At 69.2% G+C, this 22,110-nt stretch carries 21 protein-coding genes and 1 tRNA gene; 14 read left to right on the forward strand and 8 right to left on the reverse strand.

Features of this window, described 5'->3' with window-relative positions; all coding sequences use genetic code 11:
- On the forward strand, positions 1-461 hold a 461-nt coding region (locus ASG63_RS03500; RefSeq protein ID WP_443189772.1), incomplete at its 5' end, for an outer membrane protein.
- Between the two features lie 198 nt (positions 462-659).
- On the opposite strand, the gene trxA is transcribed toward ASG63_RS03500, so the two are convergent.
- Entirely contained in the window at positions 660-980 is a 321-nt protein-coding gene (trxA, locus tag ASG63_RS03505) for a thioredoxin (RefSeq protein ID WP_055956782.1), read from the reverse strand.
- 331 nt (positions 981-1,311) lie between these two features.
- Between trxA and ASG63_RS03510 the strand changes: the two genes are divergently transcribed.
- Positions 1,312-2,595 carry a PQQ-dependent sugar dehydrogenase gene (locus tag ASG63_RS03510; protein WP_056212138.1) on the forward strand — a complete coding sequence of 428 codons (1,284 nt, stop codon included), beginning with the start codon at positions 1,312-1,314 and terminating at the stop codon, positions 2,593-2,595.
- Between the two features lie 44 nt (positions 2,596-2,639).
- Here the strand turns inward: ASG63_RS03510 and ASG63_RS03515 are convergent, their stop codons facing one another.
- The 4 genes from ASG63_RS03515 to rpmB all read right to left on the reverse strand — a co-directional run bounded on the left by ASG63_RS03515 (position 2,640) and on the right by rpmB (position 5,131).
- Complete coding sequence (locus tag ASG63_RS03515) at positions 2,640-3,203, reverse strand: TetR/AcrR family transcriptional regulator (protein ID WP_056212140.1); 564 nt, start codon at positions 3,201-3,203, stop codon at positions 2,640-2,642.
- A 10-nt stretch (positions 3,204-3,213) separates the two neighbouring features.
- The gene (locus tag ASG63_RS03520) at positions 3,214-3,687 is read right to left on the reverse strand and encodes a nuclear transport factor 2 family protein (RefSeq protein ID WP_056212347.1); all 474 of its coding nucleotides are present in this window, start codon (positions 3,685-3,687) and stop codon (positions 3,214-3,216) included.
- A 72-nt stretch (positions 3,688-3,759) separates the two neighbouring features.
- On the reverse strand, positions 3,760-4,689 hold the full coding sequence (locus tag ASG63_RS03525) for an AEC family transporter (protein ID WP_056212142.1): 930 nt from the start codon (positions 4,687-4,689) through the stop codon (positions 3,760-3,762).
- 136 nt (positions 4,690-4,825) lie between these two features.
- Entirely contained in the window at positions 4,826-5,131 is a 306-nt protein-coding gene (rpmB, locus tag ASG63_RS03530; RefSeq protein ID WP_055956796.1) for a 50S ribosomal protein L28, read from the reverse strand.
- A 317-nt stretch (positions 5,132-5,448) separates the two neighbouring features.
- On the opposite strand from rpmB, the gene ASG63_RS03535 reads away from it, so the two are divergent.
- From ASG63_RS03535 to ASG63_RS03590, 12 genes are all read left to right on the forward strand, one after another.
- The gene (locus ASG63_RS03535) at positions 5,449-6,366 is read left to right on the forward strand and encodes a DUF3108 domain-containing protein (protein WP_056212144.1); all 918 of its coding nucleotides are present in this window, start codon (positions 5,449-5,451) and stop codon (positions 6,364-6,366) included.
- A 410-nt stretch (positions 6,367-6,776) separates the two neighbouring features.
- A complete protein-coding gene (locus ASG63_RS03540) occupies positions 6,777-10,202 on the forward strand; it encodes a helicase-related protein (RefSeq protein ID WP_056212146.1) in 3,426 nt (1,141 codons plus the stop codon).
- Positions 10,203-10,208: 6 nt separating this feature from the next.
- Complete coding sequence (locus ASG63_RS03545) at positions 10,209-10,484, forward strand: RNA-binding S4 domain-containing protein (protein ID WP_056212148.1); 276 nt, start codon at positions 10,209-10,211, stop codon at positions 10,482-10,484.
- 234 nt (positions 10,485-10,718) lie between these two features.
- Positions 10,719-11,057: a ferredoxin FdxA gene (fdxA, locus tag ASG63_RS03550; protein ID WP_056212150.1), complete on the forward strand. Its 339-nt coding sequence runs from the start codon at positions 10,719-10,721 to the stop codon at positions 11,055-11,057.
- Positions 11,058-11,492: 435 nt separating this feature from the next.
- Positions 11,493-12,083 (forward strand): CarD family transcriptional regulator, encoded by a 591-nt coding sequence (locus tag ASG63_RS03555; protein WP_056212152.1) that lies wholly within the window; start codon positions 11,493-11,495, stop codon positions 12,081-12,083.
- A gap of 255 nt (positions 12,084-12,338) precedes the next feature.
- Complete coding sequence (locus ASG63_RS03560; RefSeq protein ID WP_055956812.1) at positions 12,339-13,211, forward strand: RNA polymerase factor sigma-32; 873 nt, start codon at positions 12,339-12,341, stop codon at positions 13,209-13,211.
- A 51-nt stretch (positions 13,212-13,262) separates the two neighbouring features.
- Complete coding sequence (locus ASG63_RS03565; RefSeq protein WP_156394059.1) at positions 13,263-14,132, forward strand: 4'-phosphopantetheinyl transferase family protein; 870 nt, start codon at positions 13,263-13,265, stop codon at positions 14,130-14,132.
- A 97-nt stretch (positions 14,133-14,229) separates the two neighbouring features.
- Positions 14,230-14,306 (forward strand) — tRNA-Pro (locus ASG63_RS03570).
- A 487-nt stretch (positions 14,307-14,793) separates the two neighbouring features.
- Positions 14,794-16,761: a glycosyltransferase gene (locus ASG63_RS03575; RefSeq protein ID WP_244479805.1), complete on the forward strand. Its 1,968-nt coding sequence runs from the start codon at positions 14,794-14,796 to the stop codon at positions 16,759-16,761.
- Positions 16,758-17,864 (forward strand): glycosyltransferase, encoded by a 1,107-nt coding sequence (locus ASG63_RS03580; RefSeq protein ID WP_056212156.1) that lies wholly within the window; start codon positions 16,758-16,760, stop codon positions 17,862-17,864. The genes ASG63_RS03575 and ASG63_RS03580 overlap by 4 nt, the downstream gene beginning before the upstream one ends.
- Before the next feature lie 313 nt (positions 17,865-18,177).
- Positions 18,178-19,659: a GumC family protein gene (locus tag ASG63_RS03585; RefSeq protein WP_056212158.1), complete on the forward strand. Its 1,482-nt coding sequence runs from the start codon at positions 18,178-18,180 to the stop codon at positions 19,657-19,659.
- 144 nt (positions 19,660-19,803) lie between these two features.
- Positions 19,804-20,616, forward strand: a complete 813-nt coding sequence (locus tag ASG63_RS03590) for a WecB/TagA/CpsF family glycosyltransferase (protein ID WP_244479806.1) — start codon at positions 19,804-19,806, stop codon at positions 20,614-20,616.
- A gap of 15 nt (positions 20,617-20,631) precedes the next feature.
- On the opposite strand, the gene ASG63_RS03595 is transcribed toward ASG63_RS03590, so the two are convergent.
- From ASG63_RS03595 to ASG63_RS03605, 3 genes are all read right to left on the reverse strand, one after another.
- Entirely contained in the window at positions 20,632-21,204 is a 573-nt protein-coding gene (locus ASG63_RS03595; protein ID WP_056212160.1) for an NUDIX domain-containing protein, read from the reverse strand.
- Between the two features lie 71 nt (positions 21,205-21,275).
- The gene (locus tag ASG63_RS03600; RefSeq protein ID WP_056212162.1) at positions 21,276-21,563 is read right to left on the reverse strand and encodes a sulfurtransferase TusA family protein; all 288 of its coding nucleotides are present in this window, start codon (positions 21,561-21,563) and stop codon (positions 21,276-21,278) included.
- A 142-nt stretch (positions 21,564-21,705) separates the two neighbouring features.
- Entirely contained in the window at positions 21,706-22,092 is a 387-nt protein-coding gene (locus tag ASG63_RS03605; protein ID WP_056212164.1) for a hypothetical protein, read from the reverse strand.
- Between the last annotated feature and the right edge of the window lie 18 nt (positions 22,093-22,110).

Genomic DNA, 22,110 nt, shown 5'->3' on the forward strand with positions numbered 1-22,110 from the left:
TGGCCGCCCAGCAGGTSTTCAACCCGGCCGGCGTCTCGGGCCTCGACTACTTCGGCACCGTCCGCGGTCGCCTCGGCTACGCCTTCGACCGCACCCTCGTGTACGGCACCGGCGGCTTCGCCTACGGTTCGGGCGGCGGTCGCGACTTCGGTCTGACCAACCGCAGCCGTGACGACTTCCAGACCGGCTGGGCTGCCGGCGGCGGTATCGAGTACGCGCTCCCCACCGACTCGTTCCTGAACTTCTTCCGCTCTTCGGCCGTGACGCTGAAGATCGAAGGTCTGTACGTGAACCTCGACCAGGGCAACCGCAACAACGGTGTCTTCGCCGTCAACAATGCCGGCCAGGAAGTCAGCGTCACCAGCCCGGGCGTCGTGCTCGTCAGCAGCGGCCGCCAGGTGCGCGACACCGAGTTCGCCGTCGTCCGCGCCGGCCTGAACTACAAGTTCGGCTCGTACTAAGCCGACACTTCGGGTCTCGAGACGGAGAAGCCCGGCCGCAAGGCCGGGCTTCTTTCGTTTGGGGCTTCACCCTGTGAGGCGCTCGCGCGGATGCGGGACTCCCGCCCGCGAAACGAAAAAGCCCGGCTTCGCGCCGGGCCCTTTGCATTTCAGGACCACGCCGCAGCCGCCGAGTCGGCGACCAGGCGAGCCAAGGGCTCAGGCGCTGGCCTGGATCCAGCGGGACAGATCGCCCTTCGGTGCTGCGCCGACCTTCTGGCTCGCGAGCTGGCCGTCCTTGAAGATCAGCAGTGTCGGGATCGAGCGGATGCCGTACTGGGCGGCGATTCCCGGGTTCTCGTCGACGTTGACCTTCGCGATCTTCACTTTGCCCTGGAGATCCGCCGAGATCTCCTCAAGAGCCGGGCCGATCTGGCGGCAGGGGCCGCACCACTCGGCCCAGAAATCCACTACGACCGGCTCCGCGGACTGGAGAACGTCCTGCTCGAAGCTCGCGTCGGTCACTTTCACCGTCGCCATGGGGAAACTTCCTTTCCGGTTCCGCGCCTGCGGACCCACCTCTTCGCCGTCATCGCGCCGCGAGACTGTGCGCTGTCGACCAGACTTGGCGATGGCGCGGGGAACGGTCAAGGCATCCCGCACCGTAAGCAGGGCTGACCTCCATCCGGAACGGGGATTGTCCACGGCCCCCACGCCAGCCCACGCCCAAGCGATCCGCACCGTCCCAACCCTCGTCAAAGCGTGTCCGTCGCCCCATGTCCCTCTCGTCCCTGCCCCGGCGGGCCGATCGGCCGGCCGACGGGGCTCGATCCGAAGCCGGTCCCGGGACCGGCATGGAGGAACATCCGACGTGAAGCGCACCCCGTATCGCCTGCTCGCCACCGCAGCCCTCCTCAGCCTCGGCACAGCCGTCCATGGGCAGGAGCCGGCAGGGACCGAACCCAGGCAGCCCCGGGTGGGCGGCGATGCCTTTGCGGCACCCACCAGCCCGGCGACCGGCAACAGCCCGGCGGAGACGGAAGCACCGAACGCGCCTTACAAACCCCTCCTGCCGAACCAGACCCGGGCCCCGAAGCCCGAGGTCGCCACCAAGGTGAAGACCGAGGTGGTGGCCAAGGGCCTCGACAGCCCCTGGGCGATGGAGTTCCTACCGGACGGCCGGATGCTCGTGACCGAGAAGGCTGGCAAGCTGCGGATCGTCGCCAAGGACGGCACGCCCGGTCCGGCGATTCCGGGGGTGCCGAAGGTCGACGCGCGGGGTCAGGGCGGTCTGCTGGACGTCGCCCTCAGCCCGAGCTTCCCGGCCGACCGGCGGATCTATCTCAGCTATTCGGAGCCGCGTGAGAAGGGCAACGGCACCAGCGTGCTTCGCGCCAAGCTGATCGAGGAGAACGGCGTCGCCCGTCTCGACGAGGTCAAGGTGATCTTCCGGCAGATGCCGAGCTATGACGGCGACAAGCATTTCGGCTCGCGCCTCGTGTTCGCGCCCGACGGCAAGCTGTTCGTCACGGTGGGCGAGCGCTCCGACAAGGCCACCCGTGTCCAGGCGCAGGATCTCACCAGCGGGCTCGGCAAGGTGTTCCGCATCGACACCGACGGGAATGCGCCCAAGGACAACCCGTTCTCGGGCGGCGAGAAGGCCAAGCCCGAGATCTGGTCCTATGGACATCGGAACGTCCAGGCGGCCGCCCTCGACCCGCAGGGCCGGCTCTGGACCGCCGAGCATGGCCCGAAGGGCGGCGACGAGCTCAACCGGCCTCGCCCGGGCGTGAATTACGGCTGGCCCGAAGTCACCTACGGCCTGGAATACAGCGGCGAGAAGATCGGCGAGGGTAGGACTCAGGCAGGCGGGACCGCGCAACCGGTCTATTACTGGGATCCGGTGATCGGGCCCTCGGGGATGGCCCTCTATACCGGTGACGCCTTCCCGGACTGGAAGGATGCCTTCCTCATCGGTGGCCTCGTCAGCGAGGGCCTCGTCGTGGTGAAGCTCGACGGCGACAAGGTCGTGACCGAAGAGCGTATTCCCCTGCAGGCCCGCATTCGGGATGTCCGGGTCGGCAGCGAGGGTGCGGTCTACGCCGTCACCGAGGGAGCGGACGGCAAGATCCTGAAGCTGACTCCCGGCAGCTGAGCCCCCCATCTCAGCCCGGCGGCCCGGCGGCATGGCCGCCGGCCTCAAGGTGACGGGATCAGGCGGAACCGCACCCGCTCCAGGGTCCGCCCGAAAGCCGCGAACTCGTCCAGGGCGCGCGCCAGGACAAGCCCTCCTTGGATCGCCGCGATGGCCTCCTCGGCGAGGTCGGCCGCCGCCTCCGGGCCGTGTCCGCTCCGCCGCAACGCAGCGGCCAGGGCATCGCGCCAGGCCGCGAAGTATCCGGCGATGCGCGCGCCGAACCGATCCCGTCCCCCCGTCAGGGCGAAGGCCCCGACGAGGCAGGCCCGGCCGCCGGAGCGAAAATAGGTGTCGGTTTCCGACAGCATCCGGGTGATCGCCGCACGCGGATCGGCCTCTTCGCGCAGCGGCGCGTAGATCCGGGTCTCGAACCATGCCTCGATCGCCACAAGCACGGCCTCCGCCATCTCCGCCTTCCCCCCCGGGAAGGCGTGATAGAGGCTCCCCTTACCGAGACCGGTGCGTGCCCCGAGAAGCGCAAGGCTGGCGCCGTCGTAGCCGCGCTCCCGGAACACCTCGGCGAGGACCGGGATCGCGGCCGCCCGGGCGCCCTCCCCCTGTCCCATGCCGAGATCCCTAGAGACCAAGCTCTGTCAGGCCCGGGTGATCCTCCGGACGCGGCGCGGAGCGGTCCCACCGGAACTTGCGCTCGGATTCGGGGATGGCGAGATCGTTGATGCTGGCATGACGGTCGCGCATCAGGCCGTTCGCGTCGAAGGCCCAGTTCTCGTTGCCGTAGGCGCGGAACCATTGCCCGGACGCATCGCGGAATTCGTAAGCGAACCGCACCGCGATCCGATCGCCGCCGTGAGCCCAGATTTCCTTGATCAGGCGATAATCCAGTTCGCGTGCCCACTTGCGCTGGAGAAAGGCGACGATGGCGGGGCGACCGGAAAAGAACTCCGCCCGGTTCCGCCAGCGGCTGTCCGGCGTGTAGGCGAGCGCGACCCTCTCGGGGTCGCAGCCGTTCCAGCCGTTCTCGGCGGCACGCACCTTCTGGATTGCGGTTTCCCGGGTGAAGGGCGGCAGCGGCGGACGCGCTTCGGACATGACGGCATCTCCCTCGTCCATGATCGACGCCTCGGCATCTGTACCGATCGGTACAAACGCCTGCACGAATCGTCAAGCGTGTCCGAGGATCGTGAGCCAGACGATGGTCGTGACGATCGCCAGCAGGGTCGAGAGCATCACGGCGGCGGCGACCACGCCGGTCTCGGTCTTATAGCGCGAGGCCAGCAGATAGGCGTTGATCCCCACGGGCATGGCCGCGAACAGGGTCGCCACGCCGGCATAGGCCGGCGGCATGGTGAAGACATGGAAGGCCAGCACCCAGACCGCGAGGGGATGAATCACGAGCTTCAGCCCGGTGATGACCATGGCGCTGGGCAGGTCGTGCAGGACCCGGTAGCGCACGAGCCCGGCTCCGAGGGCGATGAGCGCGCAGGTCGAGGCTGTCCCCGCCAGGGCGTCGACCAGGGACTTGACCATTCCGGTGGGGGCGAGCCCGAGCCCCTTGAGGGCGAGTCCGGCGATGAGCGCCAGGAAGATCGGATTGCGCAGGAGAACCAGGGCGAGACCGCGCAGGCGCCTCAGGATCGAGGTCTGTCCGTCCGCCTCGATCAGAAAGGTCGCGCAGCCCATCATGAGGGGCAGGTGCACTGCCAGCAGCATGAAGAGTGGGAAAGCCCCCTCCTCGCCATAGGCCTGGAGGATCATGGGCACGCCGATGAAGACGGTGTTCGACTGGCTGGAGGCGAAGCCGTGCAGGATCGCGCCGCGCCGCTCCACGCCCTTGCGGCGCAGGCTGAGGAGGGAGCCGACCAACCAGGACAGCCCGGCGCCGCCGAAGTAGCTGACCCAGTAGGACGGCGTGATCTCGCCGGTCAGGCCCGGGCGCGTCAGCGTGGAGAGGATGAGGGCCGGAACGGCGATCGAAAAGACGTATTCCGACAGGCCGTCGCTGACCTTGTCGGACAGGAAGCCGGCAAGGGCCGCGATCCAGCCGATCAGGATCAGCCCGAAGATCGGGGCGACGAGCGACAGGATGGTCATCGAAGGCGAGCCGGTGCTCCAACGCGAACGGTCGCCGTACGCGCTGAGCGTGCGGCGACCGTTCGGGAACCTGGACGGAGGCGTTGTGGGGGACCGCCGGCGGTGCGCGCCGGAGTGATTCGATCCCGCCGAAGCCTCAGGCGGCGGCGGGGGTCTCGACTTCGGCGAGCTTCTTGTGCAGCTCGCGCTTGAGGAGGCGGGCCGTCTGCGACAGCTCGATCTCGCGGGCCTTGATCAGGAAGGCGTCGAGACCGCCACGGTGCTCGACCGAGCGCAGGGCGTGAGCGGTGACGCGCAGGCGCACCCGGCGCTTGAGCGCGTCCGACTGCAGCGTGACTTGGCACAGGTTCGGCAGGAACCGGCACTTGGTCTTGCGGTTCGAGTGGCTCACGAGGTGGCCGGTCTGCACGGCTTTGCCCGTGAGTTCGCAACGGCGCGACATTGTTCTATTTCCCGTCTCGTTCCGCATGTCCGACAGGCTGGCGGGAAACCAGAACCGCGTCGCGGCAAACGGCTTCTCGCACGCCAGGCCCGGTGGAGCGGCGTTCTCGTTGAAGGCGCGAGCCTATAGGGGACTGTGCCCCTTGGCGTCAAGGTCCGAGGCGATCTTTCGCGCCGTTCCGCGGACCGGCGGCCTGCGGCGTGCAAGCCTGGCTGTTCCGTGCCCAACGATGTGTTAACCATGAAGACGGACGATGCCGGCGAGATGTCTCCGGTCCGTTCTACCGGAGACCGACAGCCAACCCCGAGTCCCCAGCCATGTGCGGCACCCGCAAGCGCCCCGCCCCGCTCTCCCTCCTCGGCGCCAGCCTGCTGACGCTCGCGGCCCTGCTCGCCGCCCCGGCGGCGGAAGCCCGCGCCAAGGCCGGCCGGTCGGCCTCCAGGACGGCCGCCGCCGTCACCGTGGACTACGACATCGCTCTGGCCGGCCTCACCATCGGGAACGCCCAGGTGGCCGGCGCCTTCGAGGGGTCCGGCTACCGGATGGACGTCTCGGCGCGCCTCACGGGCCTCGCCGGCGTGGTTACGGGCGGCATGGGCTCGGCCCGCTCCAGCGGCGCCATCGCGGCGGCGCCGCAGCCCAATACCTTCGCGATCGCCACCAAGACCACGAATTCCGGAATCGCCGTGCGCATGGCGCTCGCCCGCGGCACTGTCACCCAGGCGGAGATCACCCCGCCCCTCATCGACATGGGCGACCGGGTTCCGATCACCCCCGCCAACAAGCGCGGCGTCATCGATCCGGCGAGCGCCCTGATGATGCCCGTGCAGGGGCGCGCCGACCCGATGGACCCGGCCAACTGCAACCGGACCCTGCCGATCTTCGACGGTGCGACCCGGTTCGACGTCGTGCTGAGCTACGGCGAGACCCGCAGCGTCGCCAAGCCCGGCTACAATGGTCCCGTCCTGGTCTGCAACGCGCGCTACACGCCCATCGCCGGCCACCGTCCGGATCGGCCGGGCGTGAAATTCATGGAGGACAACCGCGAGATGTCGGTCTGGCTCGCGCCGGTCGAGGGCACCCGCGTGCTCCTGCCCGTGCGCATCGCGGTCCGAACCACCGTCGGCACCAACATCATTGAGGCGACGCGCTGGACGCAGACCGGCGGACAGCAGGGTAGCACCACGGCGTCGGCGCCGGGCACTCCCGTCACGCAGGCCAGCCTGGCCCAGTGAGACGGCGTGCCGAATCGCGAATCGACCGGCCCTGCGCGCTGGTCGCGCTGCTTGTCCTGACGGGCGGCGGGGCCTTGGCGCAGGCGAGCCTGTCCACGGGCCCGGATTGCGGCGGCGATGCTTATTCGTCGGCCCAGGTGATCGAGAACCGCCCGCCCCGGCGCGGCCCCCTCACGGCGGTGCCCGACACCCTCTGCGCCGATGTCGCACCGCAGGGGGGCCAGCCCCCCGTCGAGATCGGAATCTACCCGAGTCTCGGCACACCCGGCATGCCGCCACGGGATGGCAGGCGGGGCGATGGCGACCCATATGAGGCGCTGCCGCCACGGCAGCGCCGACCCTGACGGCGCCGCGGCGGTCTCCCCCGTTCCTGAGCCTGCCGGCCTCGCCGAAGGGACCGCCCCCACCTCATGATCCGCCCCTCCCTCTCCCCGCAGGCCCGCGCACGCGGCGTCACGGCGGTGCTCGGGCCGACCAATACCGGCAAGACCCATCTGGCCATCGAGCGCATGCTCGCCCATCCGACCGGCATGATCGGCCTGCCCCTCAGGCTGCTCGCGCGGGAGGTCTACCTGCGGGTCGTCGCCAAGGTGGGGGTCGACAAGGTCGCCCTCGTCACCGGCGAGGAGAAGATCAAGCCGGACCGACCGCGCTACTGGATCTCCACCATCGAGGCGATGCCGCGCGACCTCGACGTCGCCTTCGTGGCGATCGACGAGATCCAACTCGCCGCCGACATGGACCGGGGCCATGTCTTCACCGACCGCCTGCTGCACCAGCGCGGGCGGGAGGAGACCCTGCTCATCGGATCGTCGACGATGCTGCCGCTGGTGCAGTCGTTGATCCCCGGCGTCCACACGACGACGCGACCGCGCCTGTCGCAGCTCACCTTCGCGGGCGAGAAGAAGCTCGGCCGACTGCCCCGCCGCTCGGCCATCGTCGCCTTCTCGGCCGAGGAGGTCTACGCCATCGCGGAGCTGATCCGGCGCCAGCGCGGCGGCGCGGCGGTGGTGCTCGGCGCGCTCTCGCCGCGGACCCGCAACGCGCAGGTGGAGCTCTATCAGTCCGGCGACGTCGACTACCTCATCGCCACCGACGCGGTCGGCATGGGCCTCAACCTCGACGTGGACCACGTCGCGTTCGCGGCGAACTGGAAATACGACGGCACCCGCTTCCGCAAGCTGACCCCGCCCGAGATGGGACAGATCGCCGGCCGCGCCGGGCGCCACCTCTCGGACGGCACCTTCGGCTCGACCGGCCGGTGTGCGCCCTTCGAGCCCGAGATGATCGAGGCGCTGGAGACCCACGACTTCGAGCCCCTGCGCGTCCTGCAATGGCGCAATCCCGACCTCGACTTCTCTTCCCTGAAGGCGCTGCAGGAAAGCCTGGACGAGCACCCGCGCGAGAAAGGTCTCACCCGCGCGCCCATGGGCGAGGACCAGTCGGCCCTCGAGATCCTGATGCGCGAGGACGACATCCGCGACCTCGCCAACAGCCCCGCCAACGTGCGCCGGCTCTGGGACGTCTGCGGCGTCCCGGACTACCGGAAGGTGCATCCGCAGACCCATGCCGACCTCGTCGCCCAGTTGTTCCGCTTCCTCATGCGCGGCATGGCGGGGCGCATCCCCGACGACTGGTTCGCCAAGCACGTCGCCATGATCGACCGCACCGACGGCGACATCGACGCGCTGTCCCAGCGCATCGCGCAGGGGCGGACATGGACCTTCGTGGCGAACCGTCCGGATTGGCTCGTTGATCCAGTGCATTGGCAGGGCGAGACGCGTCGGGTAGAGGACAGGCTGTCTGACGCCCTGCACGAGCGCCTTGCGAGCCGTTTCGTCGATCGGCGCACCAGCGTCCTGATGCGGCGCCTGAGAGAGAATACGATGTTGGAAGCTGAGATCACCGCCGGCGGGGACGTCACCGTCGAGGGCCAGCATGTCGGCCATCTGCATGGCTTCCAGTTCGTTCCGGATCCCGGTGCGGAAGGACATGAGGCCAAGACTCTGCGCAGCGCGGCCGAGAAGGCGCTCGGCGGCGAGATCGAGGCCCGCGCCGAGCGGTTCTCGTCGGCCGCGGACGCCTCCCTCGTGCTGAGCCACGACGGCGTCATTCGCTGGACCGGCGATCCGGTGGCCAAGCTGACGCCGGGCGACAAGCTGTTCGAGCCGCATGTCCGCCTGCTCGCCGACGAGCAGCTGACCGGCCCGGCCCGCGACAAAGTCGAAGCCCGGCTCGTCGCCTGGCTCAAGGCCACCGTGGTGCGCCTCCTCGGCCCGCTGATGGAGATCGAGACCGCAGCGGACCTCACCGGTCTCGCCAAGGGCATCGGCTTCCAGGTGGTGGAGTCCCTGGGCGTGCTGGAGCGTGCCAAGGTGATGCAGGAAATGCGCACCCTCGACCAGGACGGACGCGGAGCCTTGCGCCGCCACGGCGTCCGCTTCGGCGCCTACCACATCTTCCTGCCGGCCCTGCTCAAGCCGGCGCCCCGGACCCTGGCGGCCCAGCTCTGGGCCCTGAAGAACGGCGGCCTCGACCAGCGCGGCCTCGACGAGATCGCCCATCTGGCGAGCTCCGGCCGGACTTCGATCAAGGTCGATCCCGAGATCGCCAAGGGCCTGTACCGCGCAGCCGGCTTCCGGGTCTGCGGCGAGCGCGCCGTGCGCGTGGACATCCTCGAGCGCCTCGCCGACCTGATCCGGCCGGCCATCGCCTACCGCCCCGGCACAACGCCGGGCGACGCCCCGATGGGCGCGGCCGACGGCGACGCCTTCGTGGCGACGGTGGGCATGACCTCCCTGGTCGGCTGCTCCGGCGAGGATTTCGCCTCGATCCTCAAATCCCTCGGCTACGCACCCGAGACCCGTCCAGGCCCGGCGATCACCGTGCCGCTGCTCCCGGCGGCGGCGACCCAGCCCATCGTTCCTTCCGCCGCGACCGCCAGCACCGACCCTATCGGCCCCGAGACGGCAGCCGACGAGAATGCTCCGGCCGAGGCCGCGGGCGAGATGGCGCCCGAGAGTGGGACCGACACGGCTCCGGCCGGCGAGAGCGCGGCATCGGCCGAGATTGCCGAGCCCGAGATCGCCCCCGGCTCGACCGAGGATTCCGTTTCCGCCGACGCTCCCGAGGAGGCCGCCGGGGCCAGCCCGGCCCAGGAGATCCCGGCCCAGGAGATCCCGTCTCAGGACAGCCCGCCGCGGGACGATGCGGCCGACGCGGCCGCCGAATCTGCCGAAGACGCTGCGGCACAGCCCGTCGCCGACGCCGCGGCTGTCGCCGAGGCGACGGAACATCCGCCGGAGAACGCCGACTTCGCCCAGCCTGAGGACGCCTCCGCGGAGGCTCAGGCCGAGACGGCTGACGGCGAGATGCCGTCCGACGTTTCCGCGGCCGAGATCGCGACCGTCGAAGTCTGGCGGCTTCAGCGTCACCAGCGCCATGCCAACCCGCGTCAGAATCGTCCGCGTGGCCAGAGCCGCGACGGCGGCGCCCCGAACCGCGCCGCGGGCGAAGCGCGCCCCGACCATCGCCGTCCGGGCGGTGGAAGTGGCGAGGGCCGCGACCGTCCGCGCAGTGGCCCGCCTGGGGATCGGCCTGAGGGGGGACGCCGCGGCGGCCCCGGCGAGGGGCGTCCGGATGGGGGGCGGCCGCAGCGCCGCGAGCGCTTCGAGCCGGGCCGCACGCGACCCGAGCGTCGGGACGAACCACGGGCGGCGCCCCGCGACGAGCCGCGTCCGCAGCGGCGCGAGCGGGCTCCGGATCCGGATTCGCCGTTCGCCAAGCTCGCCGCCCTGAAGGCGCAGCTCGAGGCCGGGACCGACCGCAAGCGTTGAGGTGGAATGAAGCCGGGACGTCAGCGGCTCGACAAATGGCTGTGGTTCGCGCGATTCGCGCGAACCCGATCGCTCGCGGCACGCCTCGTCACCGATGGCTATGTCCGGGTGAATGGAAAGCGGGTCAATGCGTCCGCCACCGCCGTCGCCCTCGGCGATGTGGTGACGGTCGCGGCGGCGCACGCCACGGTGATCGCCCGGATCCTGGATCTCGGCGAGCGGCGCGGCCCGGCGCCGGAGGCCCAGCAGCTCTATAGGATCGTGGGGAGCGACCTCGAATAGGCCGCCCGCCCGTGTCGCCCGCGCGACACCGGAGACACGGTGGTGCAGCAGGCCCGCCGACGCGCTTGTCAGCCCCTCGGACAGGGTCTAGAGCCAGCGCGACTCCATCTTGCCCATGCGACCCCGCATCACCGCCACCCCGCATTAAGGCATCCGTGCAACGATCTGCGCGAGCGACCATGCATCGGCATCGGGACGCTCCCGGCGATGCCCGGATCAAGGACTGAAGGCCCCATGACCTACGTCGTCACCGACAACTGCATCAAGTGCAAGTACATGGACTGCGTCGAGGTCTGTCCGGTGGACTGCTTCTACGAAGGCGAGAACATGCTCGTCATCCACCCCGACGAGTGCATCGATTGCGGCGTCTGCGAACCGGAATGCCCCGCTGAGGCGATCAAGCCCGACACCGAGCCGAAGCTCGAGACCTGGCTGAAGGTGAACGCGGACTACGCGCGGACCTGGCCGAACATCACGCAGAAGAAGGACGCTCCGGCGGACGCCAAGACCTGGGACGGCGTTGCCGGCAAGTTCGAGGCGCATTTCTCGGCCAATCCCGGCACCGGCGACTGATCGCCGCGCGGGGGTTCGGTGCGGTCCGTCATGGACGACGCGCACCTGACGGAGCGTTCACGAAGAGGCTGTGGAGGGCTGGCCCGCGGTCGCCCATCCCATGGCCTAGCGCCGGCAATCCTTTGATTCGTCGGCTGGTTTGTGTTATCACAAATGCCTGCCGTCGTTCGTGCCCGACGTGCTGCCTCCAGCCATCACTTGATGGGTCTCACACTCAGCTGTGGACTGGGGTCGCATGCGATCGATCGCTGAAGGCTCAGGTGCTTTCGGCGAACGCTCTCTCGTTGCGCGATCATCGGCGTGCCCGGGAACCGGCGGCTGTGCGTCACTGATGCAGATCCTTCGGACAAGGGGCTGAAGCCGGGTGACCCACCCCGGATTACAGGGTTCGGCGCGGCGTTCAAGGCCGCGCAATGTTCTGGAGGCGCTTCTCGCATGACCACAGCCAAGAAGACGACGGCAGGCCGCCAAGGCTTCAAGACCGGCGAAGCGGTCGTGTACCCAGCCCATGGTGTCGGTCGCATCACCGCCATCGAGGAGCAAGAGATCGCCGGCTATAAACTTGAGCTGTTCGTTGTGTCCTTCGAGAAGGACAAGATGGTTCTGCGCGTCCCCACCGCCAAGGCCAACAGCGTCGGCATGCGCAAGCTCGCCGAGCCGGATCTCGTGAAGAAAGCCCTGGATCTCCTCACCGGCCGCGCCCGGGTCAAGCGGACCATGTGGTCGCGTCGCGCCCAGGAATACGAGGCCAAGATCAACTCTGGCGACCTCCTCTCGGTCACCGAAGTGGTGCGCGACCTCTATCGCTCCGAGGCTCAGCCCGAGCAGTCCTACAGCGAGCGTCAGCTCTATGAGTCGGCCCTCGACCGGGTCGTGCGCGAGATCTCGTCGGTGAACCGCATCACCGAGACCGAGGCCTTGAAGCTCATCGAGCAGAGCCTTGCCAAGTCCCCGCGCCGCGCCAAGGGCGAGGCCGAGGCGGAAGGCGAAGCCGAGGGCGACGACCTGCAGGAAGAGGCGGCCTGACCACCAGCCCCATCATCCCGGACGCGGTCCGGGACACCCCGTTTCCCGAAGCCCGGCGCGCACGCGCCGGGCTTTTTTCATGGTCGAGACGGCGACGCGTCGCACGCTCACGAGACCGTGTGAAGCAAGCCGCCTGCGGAACCATCCCGGCGACCTCGGGTTGTCGCGTTGCCAGGCACAGGTCCTCTGCCGGATTACCATCGGCGACGTCGACTTGTGGTCAGAAGCACACGTTTCATCGAGGCGGAGGCGGGAATGGCGGACATCGCAGGGATACGGCGGCAGTTCATACGCACGGCGATGGAGGCGCCCTTCCTTGCGCGGGATGAGGAACGGGGTCTCGCCGTCCGTTGGAAGGACGAGCGCGACGAGCGAGCCCTGCATGGGCTGATCTCGGCGCACATGCGTCTCGTCATCGCGATCGCCGGGCGCTTTCGGCACTACGGCCTTCCCATGGCCGACCTCGTCCAAGAGGGCCATGTGGGCCTGATGGAGGCGGCGGCCCGCTTCGAGCCCGAGCGCGAAGTTCGCTTCTCCACCTACGCCACGTGGTGGATTCGGGCCTCGATCCAGGACTACATCCTCCGCAACTGGTCCATCGTTCGTGGTGGCACGAGTTCCGCCCAGAAGGCGCTGTTCTTCAATCTGCGTCGCCTGCGCGCCCGCCTGATGCAGTCGACCGAAGAGCATGTCGGCGACGAGATCCACCGACGCATCGCGACGGCCATCGGCGTGTCCCGGGAGGACGTGGCCCTGATGGACGCCCGGCTCTCGGGCCCCGACATGTCCCTGAACGCGCCGGTTGGCGAGGAGAGCGAAGCCTCCTCCGAGCGCATGGACTTCCTCGTCGACGGAGCCGCGCTTCCGGATGAGACGGTCTCCGCGACGGTGGACGGCGAGCGCCGTCTGATCTGGCTGAACGAGGCCCTGACTGTTCTGTCCGAACGCGAGCTGCGCATCCTCAAGGAGCGCCGTCTCGCCGAGGACCAAGCGACCCTCGAGGCCCTTGGTCATCGGCTCGGCATCTCGAAGGAGCGGGTCCGTCAGATCGAGAATCGCGCTCTTGAGAAGTTGCGACGCGCCCTGGCCGAGCGCTTTCCCCAGACCGGTGGCAACGTCTACGCTTGAGACGTTGTCGGGGCTTCGCGAAGCCCCGCGAAACGTGGGCTTTCGCGGAATGTGCGGACCAGCTTAAAGCACTGTCCACGCTCACCATGCGGGCCTGACTGGGGCAATGACCGCAGTTGGATGGACCGGCTCATCGTGAACGATGCGGCGCACGGTGTCGCGGAGGCGGCGACGCCCGCCGCCCGGGATTGGAATAGTGCCGTGCCTTGCCCCGGTGCCGGTACGGCAGTCTGGCGGATCGACCTCGCGCTTCGCATGGCCCTTCCTCCCGAACAATCCGCTTGGCTCTCGCAGGAGGAGCAGGACCGCGCCGACCGTTTCCTGCGGGCCGAGGATCGTGCGCGCTTCGTCGAAAGCCACGCGGCGCTTCGCTTGATCCTCGCGGGATATGGGGATCGGCGGCCTCAGGACCTGATCTTCGCGCAGGAAGCCGGCGGACGGCCGGTCCTGGCGTCACATCCTCGGGCAGGCCTTCACTTCAACCTGTCGCATTCGGGATCTCTTGCACTGGTGGGCATCTCCACGGCTGCCCCGATCGGTGTCGACGTGGAGGCAATCAGGCCGGTTGGCGACCCTCTCACGATCGCGCGCGCCCATTTCCATCGGAACGAGATCGCGGCCCTGACACAGGTGCCGCAGTCCCGCCAGGGGCCGACGTTCTTTCGGCTCTGGACGCGGAAGGAGGCCGTGGTGAAGGCACTGGGCACCGGCCTGATGGGCGCGCTCGACGGCTTCGACGTCAGCGCCGGTGATCCTTCCGGCCCTGCCATCGCCTGGGAGGATATGGACCCCGTGGGCTCCGGATGGTCGCTCTCCGACCTCGACCTTGGACCGGAGGCGGCCGGTGCCGTCGCTATCCCGCTGCCCGACCAGTCCTGCCACCGATACCACCTCCCGAAGGACTGGGCCGCGCGGGCTTGAGAACGGCCTCGTCCGACAATTTCCCGCAAGGAAGCGCTTGCGGCCCGGAGGAGGGCTCGCTATACGTCCGCTCGCCGGCCCACCAAGCCGGCGTTGTCGGAGTGTAGCGCAGTCTGGTAGCGCACCACGTTCGGGACGTGGGGGTCGCAGGTTCAAATCCTGCCACTCCGACCAGTATCATCAAGACCCTGTCTTTCCCGAGATCATCGAACATCAGAAGCTTTCCGGCTTCTCGCGCGGATCATCCTGACGGAAGCGCCTCGCGACGTCACGATCTCGGCCGATCGACGTCCCTCTTCGCCTGAAAATTCGGCCCGCGCGTTCGCGTGACAGGCAAGCCCCTGTCCGCTCGGACTGTCCGTCTGGAGTGAGGCGATCGCACGTTGGGGGTACGTCGGGGTCGTCCGCCGGAATTCAGCTCCGCGCATACGGACGATTCAGATCTTCCCCCGCATCCTGTGCGGCGGCCCTCGGCATTCCCGACGGCGCCCAGGCAAGCAGTGGTCGGGCGAAGGGTGATCGGGCAAGCGTGACGGACTTATCGGACAGATCCGTCGCGCAGCCGACGGTCGATGGAGTCGCCGACCGCTTCGGACCCCGTGCGCATGGCATCGCGGCCTGGCCCTTCGGACCACCCCGTCCCGCTCTGGTCGTTCCGCCCTTGACGAATCGTGCCTGGCCTCGCCTGCGTGTCGTCACGCTGGTCCATGGCTCGTGCGACGGGCCGCTCGCCGCCACCCGGGCGTCCGTGGAGGCTCAGGGCTATCCGAACCTCCGCCACGACCTCATCCCGTTGGCAGAGGGCGCGGTGCAGTTGCCCGTCATCGTCGCGGACGAGGGGTGGGACGCTCTTCTGGTCCTTCGTCCGGGGGATCTTCTGGCCCCGGATGCGCTCGCGGCCCTCGGCCTGCAATTCCTTCTCAGTGGCGCCGATGTCGTCGTCGGCCTGCGAGTCGTCTTCGATACGGGACTACTCGGTCTCGACGCACCGGCGGCGGCGCCGGGGACGCTCGTCGATCCCGCGCCGCCGGACGGGCCGCTCGCTCCCTTCACCGGCGGCGAGGTTCTGCTTAAGCGCTCCTGCGTACAGGCCGCCGGCGGCCTCGACCCCGAGGCCGCGCATCCGGTAGCCGCCCTCTGGCCCCGCCTCGTCCGACAGGGCGCCGCACTTGCACGCGTGGGCCGACCGGTGCTCCTGCAGTATGCGCCGGGCAGCGTTGCGCCCGCGATGGCCTCCGGCCTCTCGGTGGCCAGCCTGACCGACCAGGGTCAGCTCGGCGGCGCCGGGATCGCCCACCGGCGCCTGTGCGATGCGCTTGCCCTTGCCGGCCACGCCGTCAGCGATCACTGCCTCGGGGCAGAATCGCCGCCGGCCGCGGCCGAGTGGGTCGAGCGGTTTCCGCAGACGGAGGATGCCCTGTCGCAGGGCGGCTACGATGTTGTCCTGGCGGGCAACCTTCATGGCGCGACCCGCCGCACCACGATCCTGGGGCGGCTCGCCCGCACCGTTCCGGTCGCCGCCGTTCTACACGATCTCTTCCCCGTCACCGGGCGCTGCGCCTCCCCGTCCGGCTGCCCGATCATCGCCGAGGGATGCGACGCCCGCTGCCCCTCGCCCAACGCCTATCCGCAGTTGCTGCCGCAGCGGATCGCCGGCGTTTATGCGGAAAAGCAGGCGATCCTCGCCGGACCCGAGGGACCCTTCCTGCTCGCGGCCTCCGACTGGTCGGAATCCGCGGCGCGCGCGCTGGCGCCGAAGGGGACACGCGTCGACCGCATCGACCTGGCTTTTCCGACGGGGGTGTTCCGGCCCGAATCGCGGGAAGCCCTGCGGAGCGAACTCGGCTTGCCGTCCGGTGACGTCCTCGTGATGTTCGCCGCCGTGATCGCGGACGCGCCCAGCAAGGGGACCGCCGAGCTGACCGCGATCCTGCGCCGGGTCGCCCGGCCGGGGCTCCGTTTCGTCGCGGTCGGGCGGCTCGACGATCCGGATTCCCTGGGAATCCCGGACTTGATCGCGGCGGGTCCCATCGGCGACGAGGCGACGCTAGCGGCCTGGTACGGTGCCTGCGATCTCGCCATCACGGCGAGCCGCCAGGAGACGTTCGGCCAAACCCCCGTCGAAGCCGGGCTGTGCGGAACTCCGACCGTCGCCTATCGCACGACCGGTCTCGCCACCGCCGTCCTGGACGGGGTCTCGGGCCGCCTCGTGCCACCGGACGGGGACGCCCTCGAGGACGCACTCCGAGCGCTGATCGCCGATGCTTCCGAGCGCAGACGCCTGGGAGCCCTGGGGCGGATTGCCCTCGAGAGCCGCAACAGCCACGCCGCCTGTGCGATGCGCCTGAACGACGTGTTCGTCGCGCGCGGGATCCTGCCGGCCTCGGCCGGGGCCGGACGTCTCCGCTTCGCGCCGGAGATGCTGTCGACCTTCGCGATGGCGTTGGACCGCGCGCCCGGACGTACGGGCCTGATCCCCGGCGACGCGTCGCGGGGAGTCCGCTTGGCTCGGCGGGCCAAGCACGCTCTCGTGGGACGCGACATGCCGCCGTGGCTGCGCCGGCTCCTCTACGCGGTCGCGACGCTTCGGAGAACGTTCCGGCCCGCTACCAGCGGAGAGGCGCGATGACCGTGCCGTCCGACCCGCGCCGCCTCTATCTCGATCACACCCATCTGCGCGGGCACGTCACCGGGATCGAGCGCGTCGCCCTCGACCTGTTCACGTCCGACACGCTCCATCCGCACCCTGTCACCAAGGTCCGGGCGCGCGGGATCGCCGGCATGATCGCGGCCCAGCATCTCGGCCTGCCCCTACGGGCCCTGCGCGATCCCTCGGCCCTGTTCCTCTTTCCAGGGTTCCCCCCGGGGCCGCTCTCGGTCCTGCGCCGTCGCCAATGCATCACGTATGTGCACGACACCTTTCTGCTGACGCGCCCAAACGACCTCAGCTGGAAGAGCCGCCGCTACATGGCGCCGAGCTTCGCCTTCGCGCTGCGCTTCGGGCGCACCTTCCTCGTCAACTCCCGCACCACCGGAGAGGCGGTAAGGACCTTCTGCGCCCGCGAGGCCCTGGTGGCCCTGCTGCGGCCCGCCGTGCGCGATGTATTCGGACTCACCGACCTGCCCGCAGGCCCGCCGCCCGCCCCCGGCATGCCGCTTCGGCTGCTCTGCATCGGGACCATCGAGCCGCGGAAGGACTACCCGTCCGCGCTCGCGATCGTCGCAGCCCTGAATGCGGGCGGGGTCGCGGCGGAACTCCATGTGGTCGGCCGGGTCGGCTGGGGACACCATGCGTTTCTCGCCGCACCGCCGCCGTTCCTCACCCTGCACGGCTATCTCGACGACGGGGCCCTGCGCGGCCTCGTCGCCCGGTGTCATCTCCTGCTCTCGACTTCGAAGGCCGAGGGGCTCGGGTTGCCGCTCCTCGAGGCTCAGCACGGCGGGCTTCCGGTCGTCTCACCGCACGGACCGGTCTTCTCCGAAGTCCTGGCCGGCTCCGGTTTGCAGATCGAACCCTCCGATCCGGAGGGTGCCGCGGCCGCGATCCTCGCTTGGGTCGAGAATCCCGCATTCGCAGCGGTCCCGGCGGCCGCCCGGGCCAACGTGGCACGCTGGAACCGCTTGGCCGCCGGGGACGCGGCGTGTTTCTCGACATTTCTAAAGGTCGGCCCATCCGCCTACGAGGTCGCGGAAGATCGGCTCGTACAGCCACCCAATCATGACCCAGCATGACGTCGGGCGCAGTTGTGCACAGGCAAATGACGAAGGTCCGGCGGACTACGTAGATCGCAACCTGTCATCAAGCCTGTTCTTGCCAATATCATCTCGATTCCCGGCTTGGACGAGAACATCGTGGGGTGCGGCCATCGCGACGCACAGCGCAGCAGCTCCCTTGGCATAGGTTCTGCGCAGACGACGTTGTTGAGGACGTTTCGGTGGGCGCCTGTTCTGTTTCGAAACAGACCGGCGACGAAACTGGAACAGAGTTGTTCGAGGCGGAAGACAAGAACCGCGCGAGCGGCGACCAGGTCGGGAGACGAGACAGATGTTCGACTTCGGAAGCCCGGTCCGTGGCGAGCCGGTGATCCTCGAGACCAGAGTACCGAGCGGGCTCGACAGCGGCCTGATCCTGCGTCGCCTGTGGCGCGGCACCGGCGTGATCCTGCTCGGCGGGCTCGCGGCCGTGATCCTCGCCGTGGTGCTGCTGAACGCCGTGACACCGACTTACACCGCCGTGACGCAGATCCTGGTCGATCCGGCCGATCTTCCGGTGATCCAGAACGACTTGAGCAACCGGCAGCCCCAGGCGGATAGCGGCGTCTCGATCGCCGAGAGCCAGACGCGGGTGATGCAGTCCGACAACGTCCTGCGGCGAGTCATCGACCGCCTCGATCTGACGCGGGACGAGGAGTTCGTTCCCGCAGCCTCGACAAATCCTCTGGTGCTGAGCCTCAAGGCGCTCCTCGGCATGGAGCCGCCGCCGGCGAGCCGCGAGCCGGTCAATCTCGCCCTCGACAACCTGCGCCTCAAGCTCGGCGTGCGTCGGGCCGAACGGACATTCGTCATCGACGTCTACGTCCAGACCCGGGACCCGGAGAAGTCGGCCCGGATCGCCAATGCCATCGCGGACGCGTATTTCGCGGAGGATGCGGCAGCGCGCACCGATGCGGCGCGCCGTGCCTCCGAGGCCCTGTCGGGCCGTTTGACGACGCTGCGCCAATCGGTCGAGGAGGCCGAGCGCAGGGTCCTGCAATATCGGGTGACGAACAAGCTGGTGACGTCGAGCGGGCGCCTCCTGAGCGACCAGCAGCTCAGCGACCTCAACCAACAGCTCGTCACCGCGACCCTGAAAATGGCCGAGGCCAAGGCCCGCCTCGATCAGGCGCGGCACATGCGCACCGGCGAAGCCGGGACCGCCCTGCCGGAGATGCTGCAATCCCTCGAGATGCAGAACCTGCGGCAGCAATACGCGACGCTCTCGCGCAACACCGCAGAACTCGCCCAGCGCCTCGGCGACCGCCACCCGGCCATGGCCGACCAGTATGCGCAGCAGCGCGATCTCCAACGCCTGATCCAGCGCGAGAAGGAGCGCATCATCGACACCTCGCAGAAGGACTACGACCGGGCCGTGGCGAGCGAGTCCGCCGTACGCCGGAGCCTGGAGCGGGCCAAGACCGAGACGGCGGGCAACGATCGCGCCAATGTCGGCCTGCGCGAACTCGAGCGCGAGCTCGATGCCCGGCGGTCGATCTACGAGGCATTCCTGCGCCGCTCACGGGAGACCAACGAACAGGAGCGCGTGAACAGCTCCAACGTGCGGGTCATCTCGACGGCGACGCCGCCGCGGAGCCGAGCCTGGCCACCCTCCCCCAAGCTGGTGCTGCCGCTCGCCCTGCTACTGGGCATGGGTCTCGGCGCCGCCGCCGCTCTCTGGCTCGGGGCCCGTCGCGACCGACGCGTGATGACCCGTCCGCCTCGGACGAGCGGGTCAACCGGGGCCCGCAGCTTCCGAGCTGTCGATGCCTGAACGCAGCGCCGTCCGCCACGCCCCCCACGATCGATCCCCTCAAACCTCCCCCGCGCCAGCCTCCCCCGAGGCGCGATGGATCAGCCCCGGGTTCCCGTCTCTCATCCTCGGGGTGCGCACGGGACAGGTCCCAAAGGCGATGACATGATCGTTCGCTTATTCGACATCACGTTCACGCCCGGATCGGCCTCCGACATCCTCGCGACCTCGGCCCGCCAGCCGGCGACTCGGCCGCGCATGATCGTCACCGCGAACCTCGATCACATCGTTACGCTGTCGGAGAACGCGGCGTTCCGGAAAGCGTATGAGGGCGCCGTCGCTCACACCCTCGACGGCATGCCCCTCGTCTGGCTCGCCCGGCTCCGCGGGGGCCGATCGGCACAGCGGGTCACGGGCCACGACCTGATCGCGGCCGCCTTCGCTGCGCCATGGCCTGCCGGCCAGCAGATTTTCCTCGTCTGCTCGACGGAGGCCGTCGGGCTCCACCTCACCGAGCGCCTGGTGGCGGAGGGGATCCCGCGCGCGTCGATCGCCTTCACGGTGCCGCCCTTCGGATTCGAGAACGATGAGACCTATGGGGCGCAACTCTGTGCGGCCGTGCGGGCGCACGGGACGACCCTCCTGGTCTTCGGCGTCGGTGCGCCGCGCTCGGAAATCTGGGTCGACCGCCAAGGAAATGCCCTCGGCGGTCCCGTGGTCCTGGCCGTCGGTGAAGCGCTGAACGTCGCGGCCGGGCTGGTGCCCCGCGCGCCCGCCCTGATGCAGCGCTTCGGGCTCGAGTGGTTCTTCCGGTTCTGGCACGCGCCGCACCGGCTATTCCGCCGCTACTTCGTCCGCTCCTGGGGGCTGATCGGAATTGCCCTGCGCCGATCGCTGCTCATGACATCCCGCCGGCGTCCCCATGCTGCCCGGCCGCGTCCGACCCCCAACGCGCGGCGCGCGCCCGATACGCCCTGAAGCGTCGAGGAGGTATCAGGCCGCGGCGAACAGGTGCGGATGCCGCAGGCGTAGGGTCAGGATCAATGCCAGGGTCTTGATGTCGGTGACCTCACCGCGATCCGTCATGGCCGCAAGCTCGCTCAGGGCCATCTCGCGAACGGTGATGTCCTCGTGCTCCCCGGCGAGCCCGCCACCGGGACCGACCCGGTCGGGCGCCTCGTACGGGGCCAGGAACAGGTCCATCTGCTCGGTCGAGATTCCCGGCATGCTCCAGCCGCAGGTCACCGGTTCGAGGGCACCGAGACGCAGGCCGGTCTCCTCGTAGGCCTCGCGCCGTGCGCCTTCCTCGGGCTCCGACTCGTCGAGGAGGCCGGCCGGGACCTCCAGCACGGAGGTGACCCCAGCCGCATAGAAGGCCGGGGTCCGGAACTGCTCGACCAGCAGGGCGACCCGCCGGGTCGGGTCGTAGGGCAGTACCGCTGTCGCCCGTCCGTGATCCTCGATCTCGCGCGCCAAGCGTGTGCCGTCGTCCATCGTCACCTCGGCGACGAGAAACCGGCTCCAGCCGTCGTGCACGATTCGGGTGCCGCGGATAATCGGCGCCATTCTGCTCTCCCCCGTCGGATCGCCGAGGCTGCGGCGACCGGATGGGAGGGCACTAACAGGGCGTTGGCGCATCAATGAGGCGTGAGGCGCGTGTTTTCGGCAACAATCTCGGGGATTGTGCGGCCTCTGCGGATCGTAAACGTCATCCGATCCGCGTCCCGCGCCTGCGCGAGGAGGGTGTCGCCCTCCTCCCTGACCAGATGCGGAATGTCGATCACCGCCATCGGATCGGTGCACGTCACCACCAGGACGGCGTCGGACGGCATCCGGCGCAGCGCTTTCCGGGTCCGCAGGGCCGGCAGGGGGCACTTCAAGCCGGTGAGGTCGAGATGCTCGGTCTCGCCGCCTCCGTCCGTCATTGGCAACGCATCCTAGCACGCACCTTTCCCGCTCACCGCTGCTCTACCCCCGAAGGAATGAAAAATCCCGCCGACGGCTTCAACCGTCGGCGGGATCATGGACGTCCGGTCCGGGCGCTAAGCGCACCCGGACGGCGAGACGTCAGTAACCGTAGCCGTAGCCATAACCGTAAGACGGGGCGGCATAGTAGCCATAGGCAGGCGCGCCGTAACCATAGCCGTAGCCCGTTCCGACGTAGCCGCGATCATAGTAGCCGTAGCGCGGGGCCTGACTGGCGGCGATGGCGCCACCGATGATGCCGAGGGCCGCACCGGCCGCGAGCGCGCCGCCGACTCCGGGCCCGCGACGGTAGCCACCGTGATAGCCCCGGCCATAGCCACGATAGCGCACGGTTTCGATGGCCGCGCCGCCACCGACCTGGGCGGCGCTGAGCGTCGGCATCGGGGCGGCCTGAGCGGCGGTGAAGGAACCGGCCGAGAGACCGATGGCAGTGGTGCCCGCGAGGGCGAAGGACAAGATGCGCGACATGCGAGCGTTCTCCGTCAC

It is taken from the genome of Methylobacterium sp. Leaf94 (assembly GCF_001426045.1).
GTDB lineage: Bacteria > Pseudomonadota > Alphaproteobacteria > Rhizobiales > Beijerinckiaceae > Methylobacterium.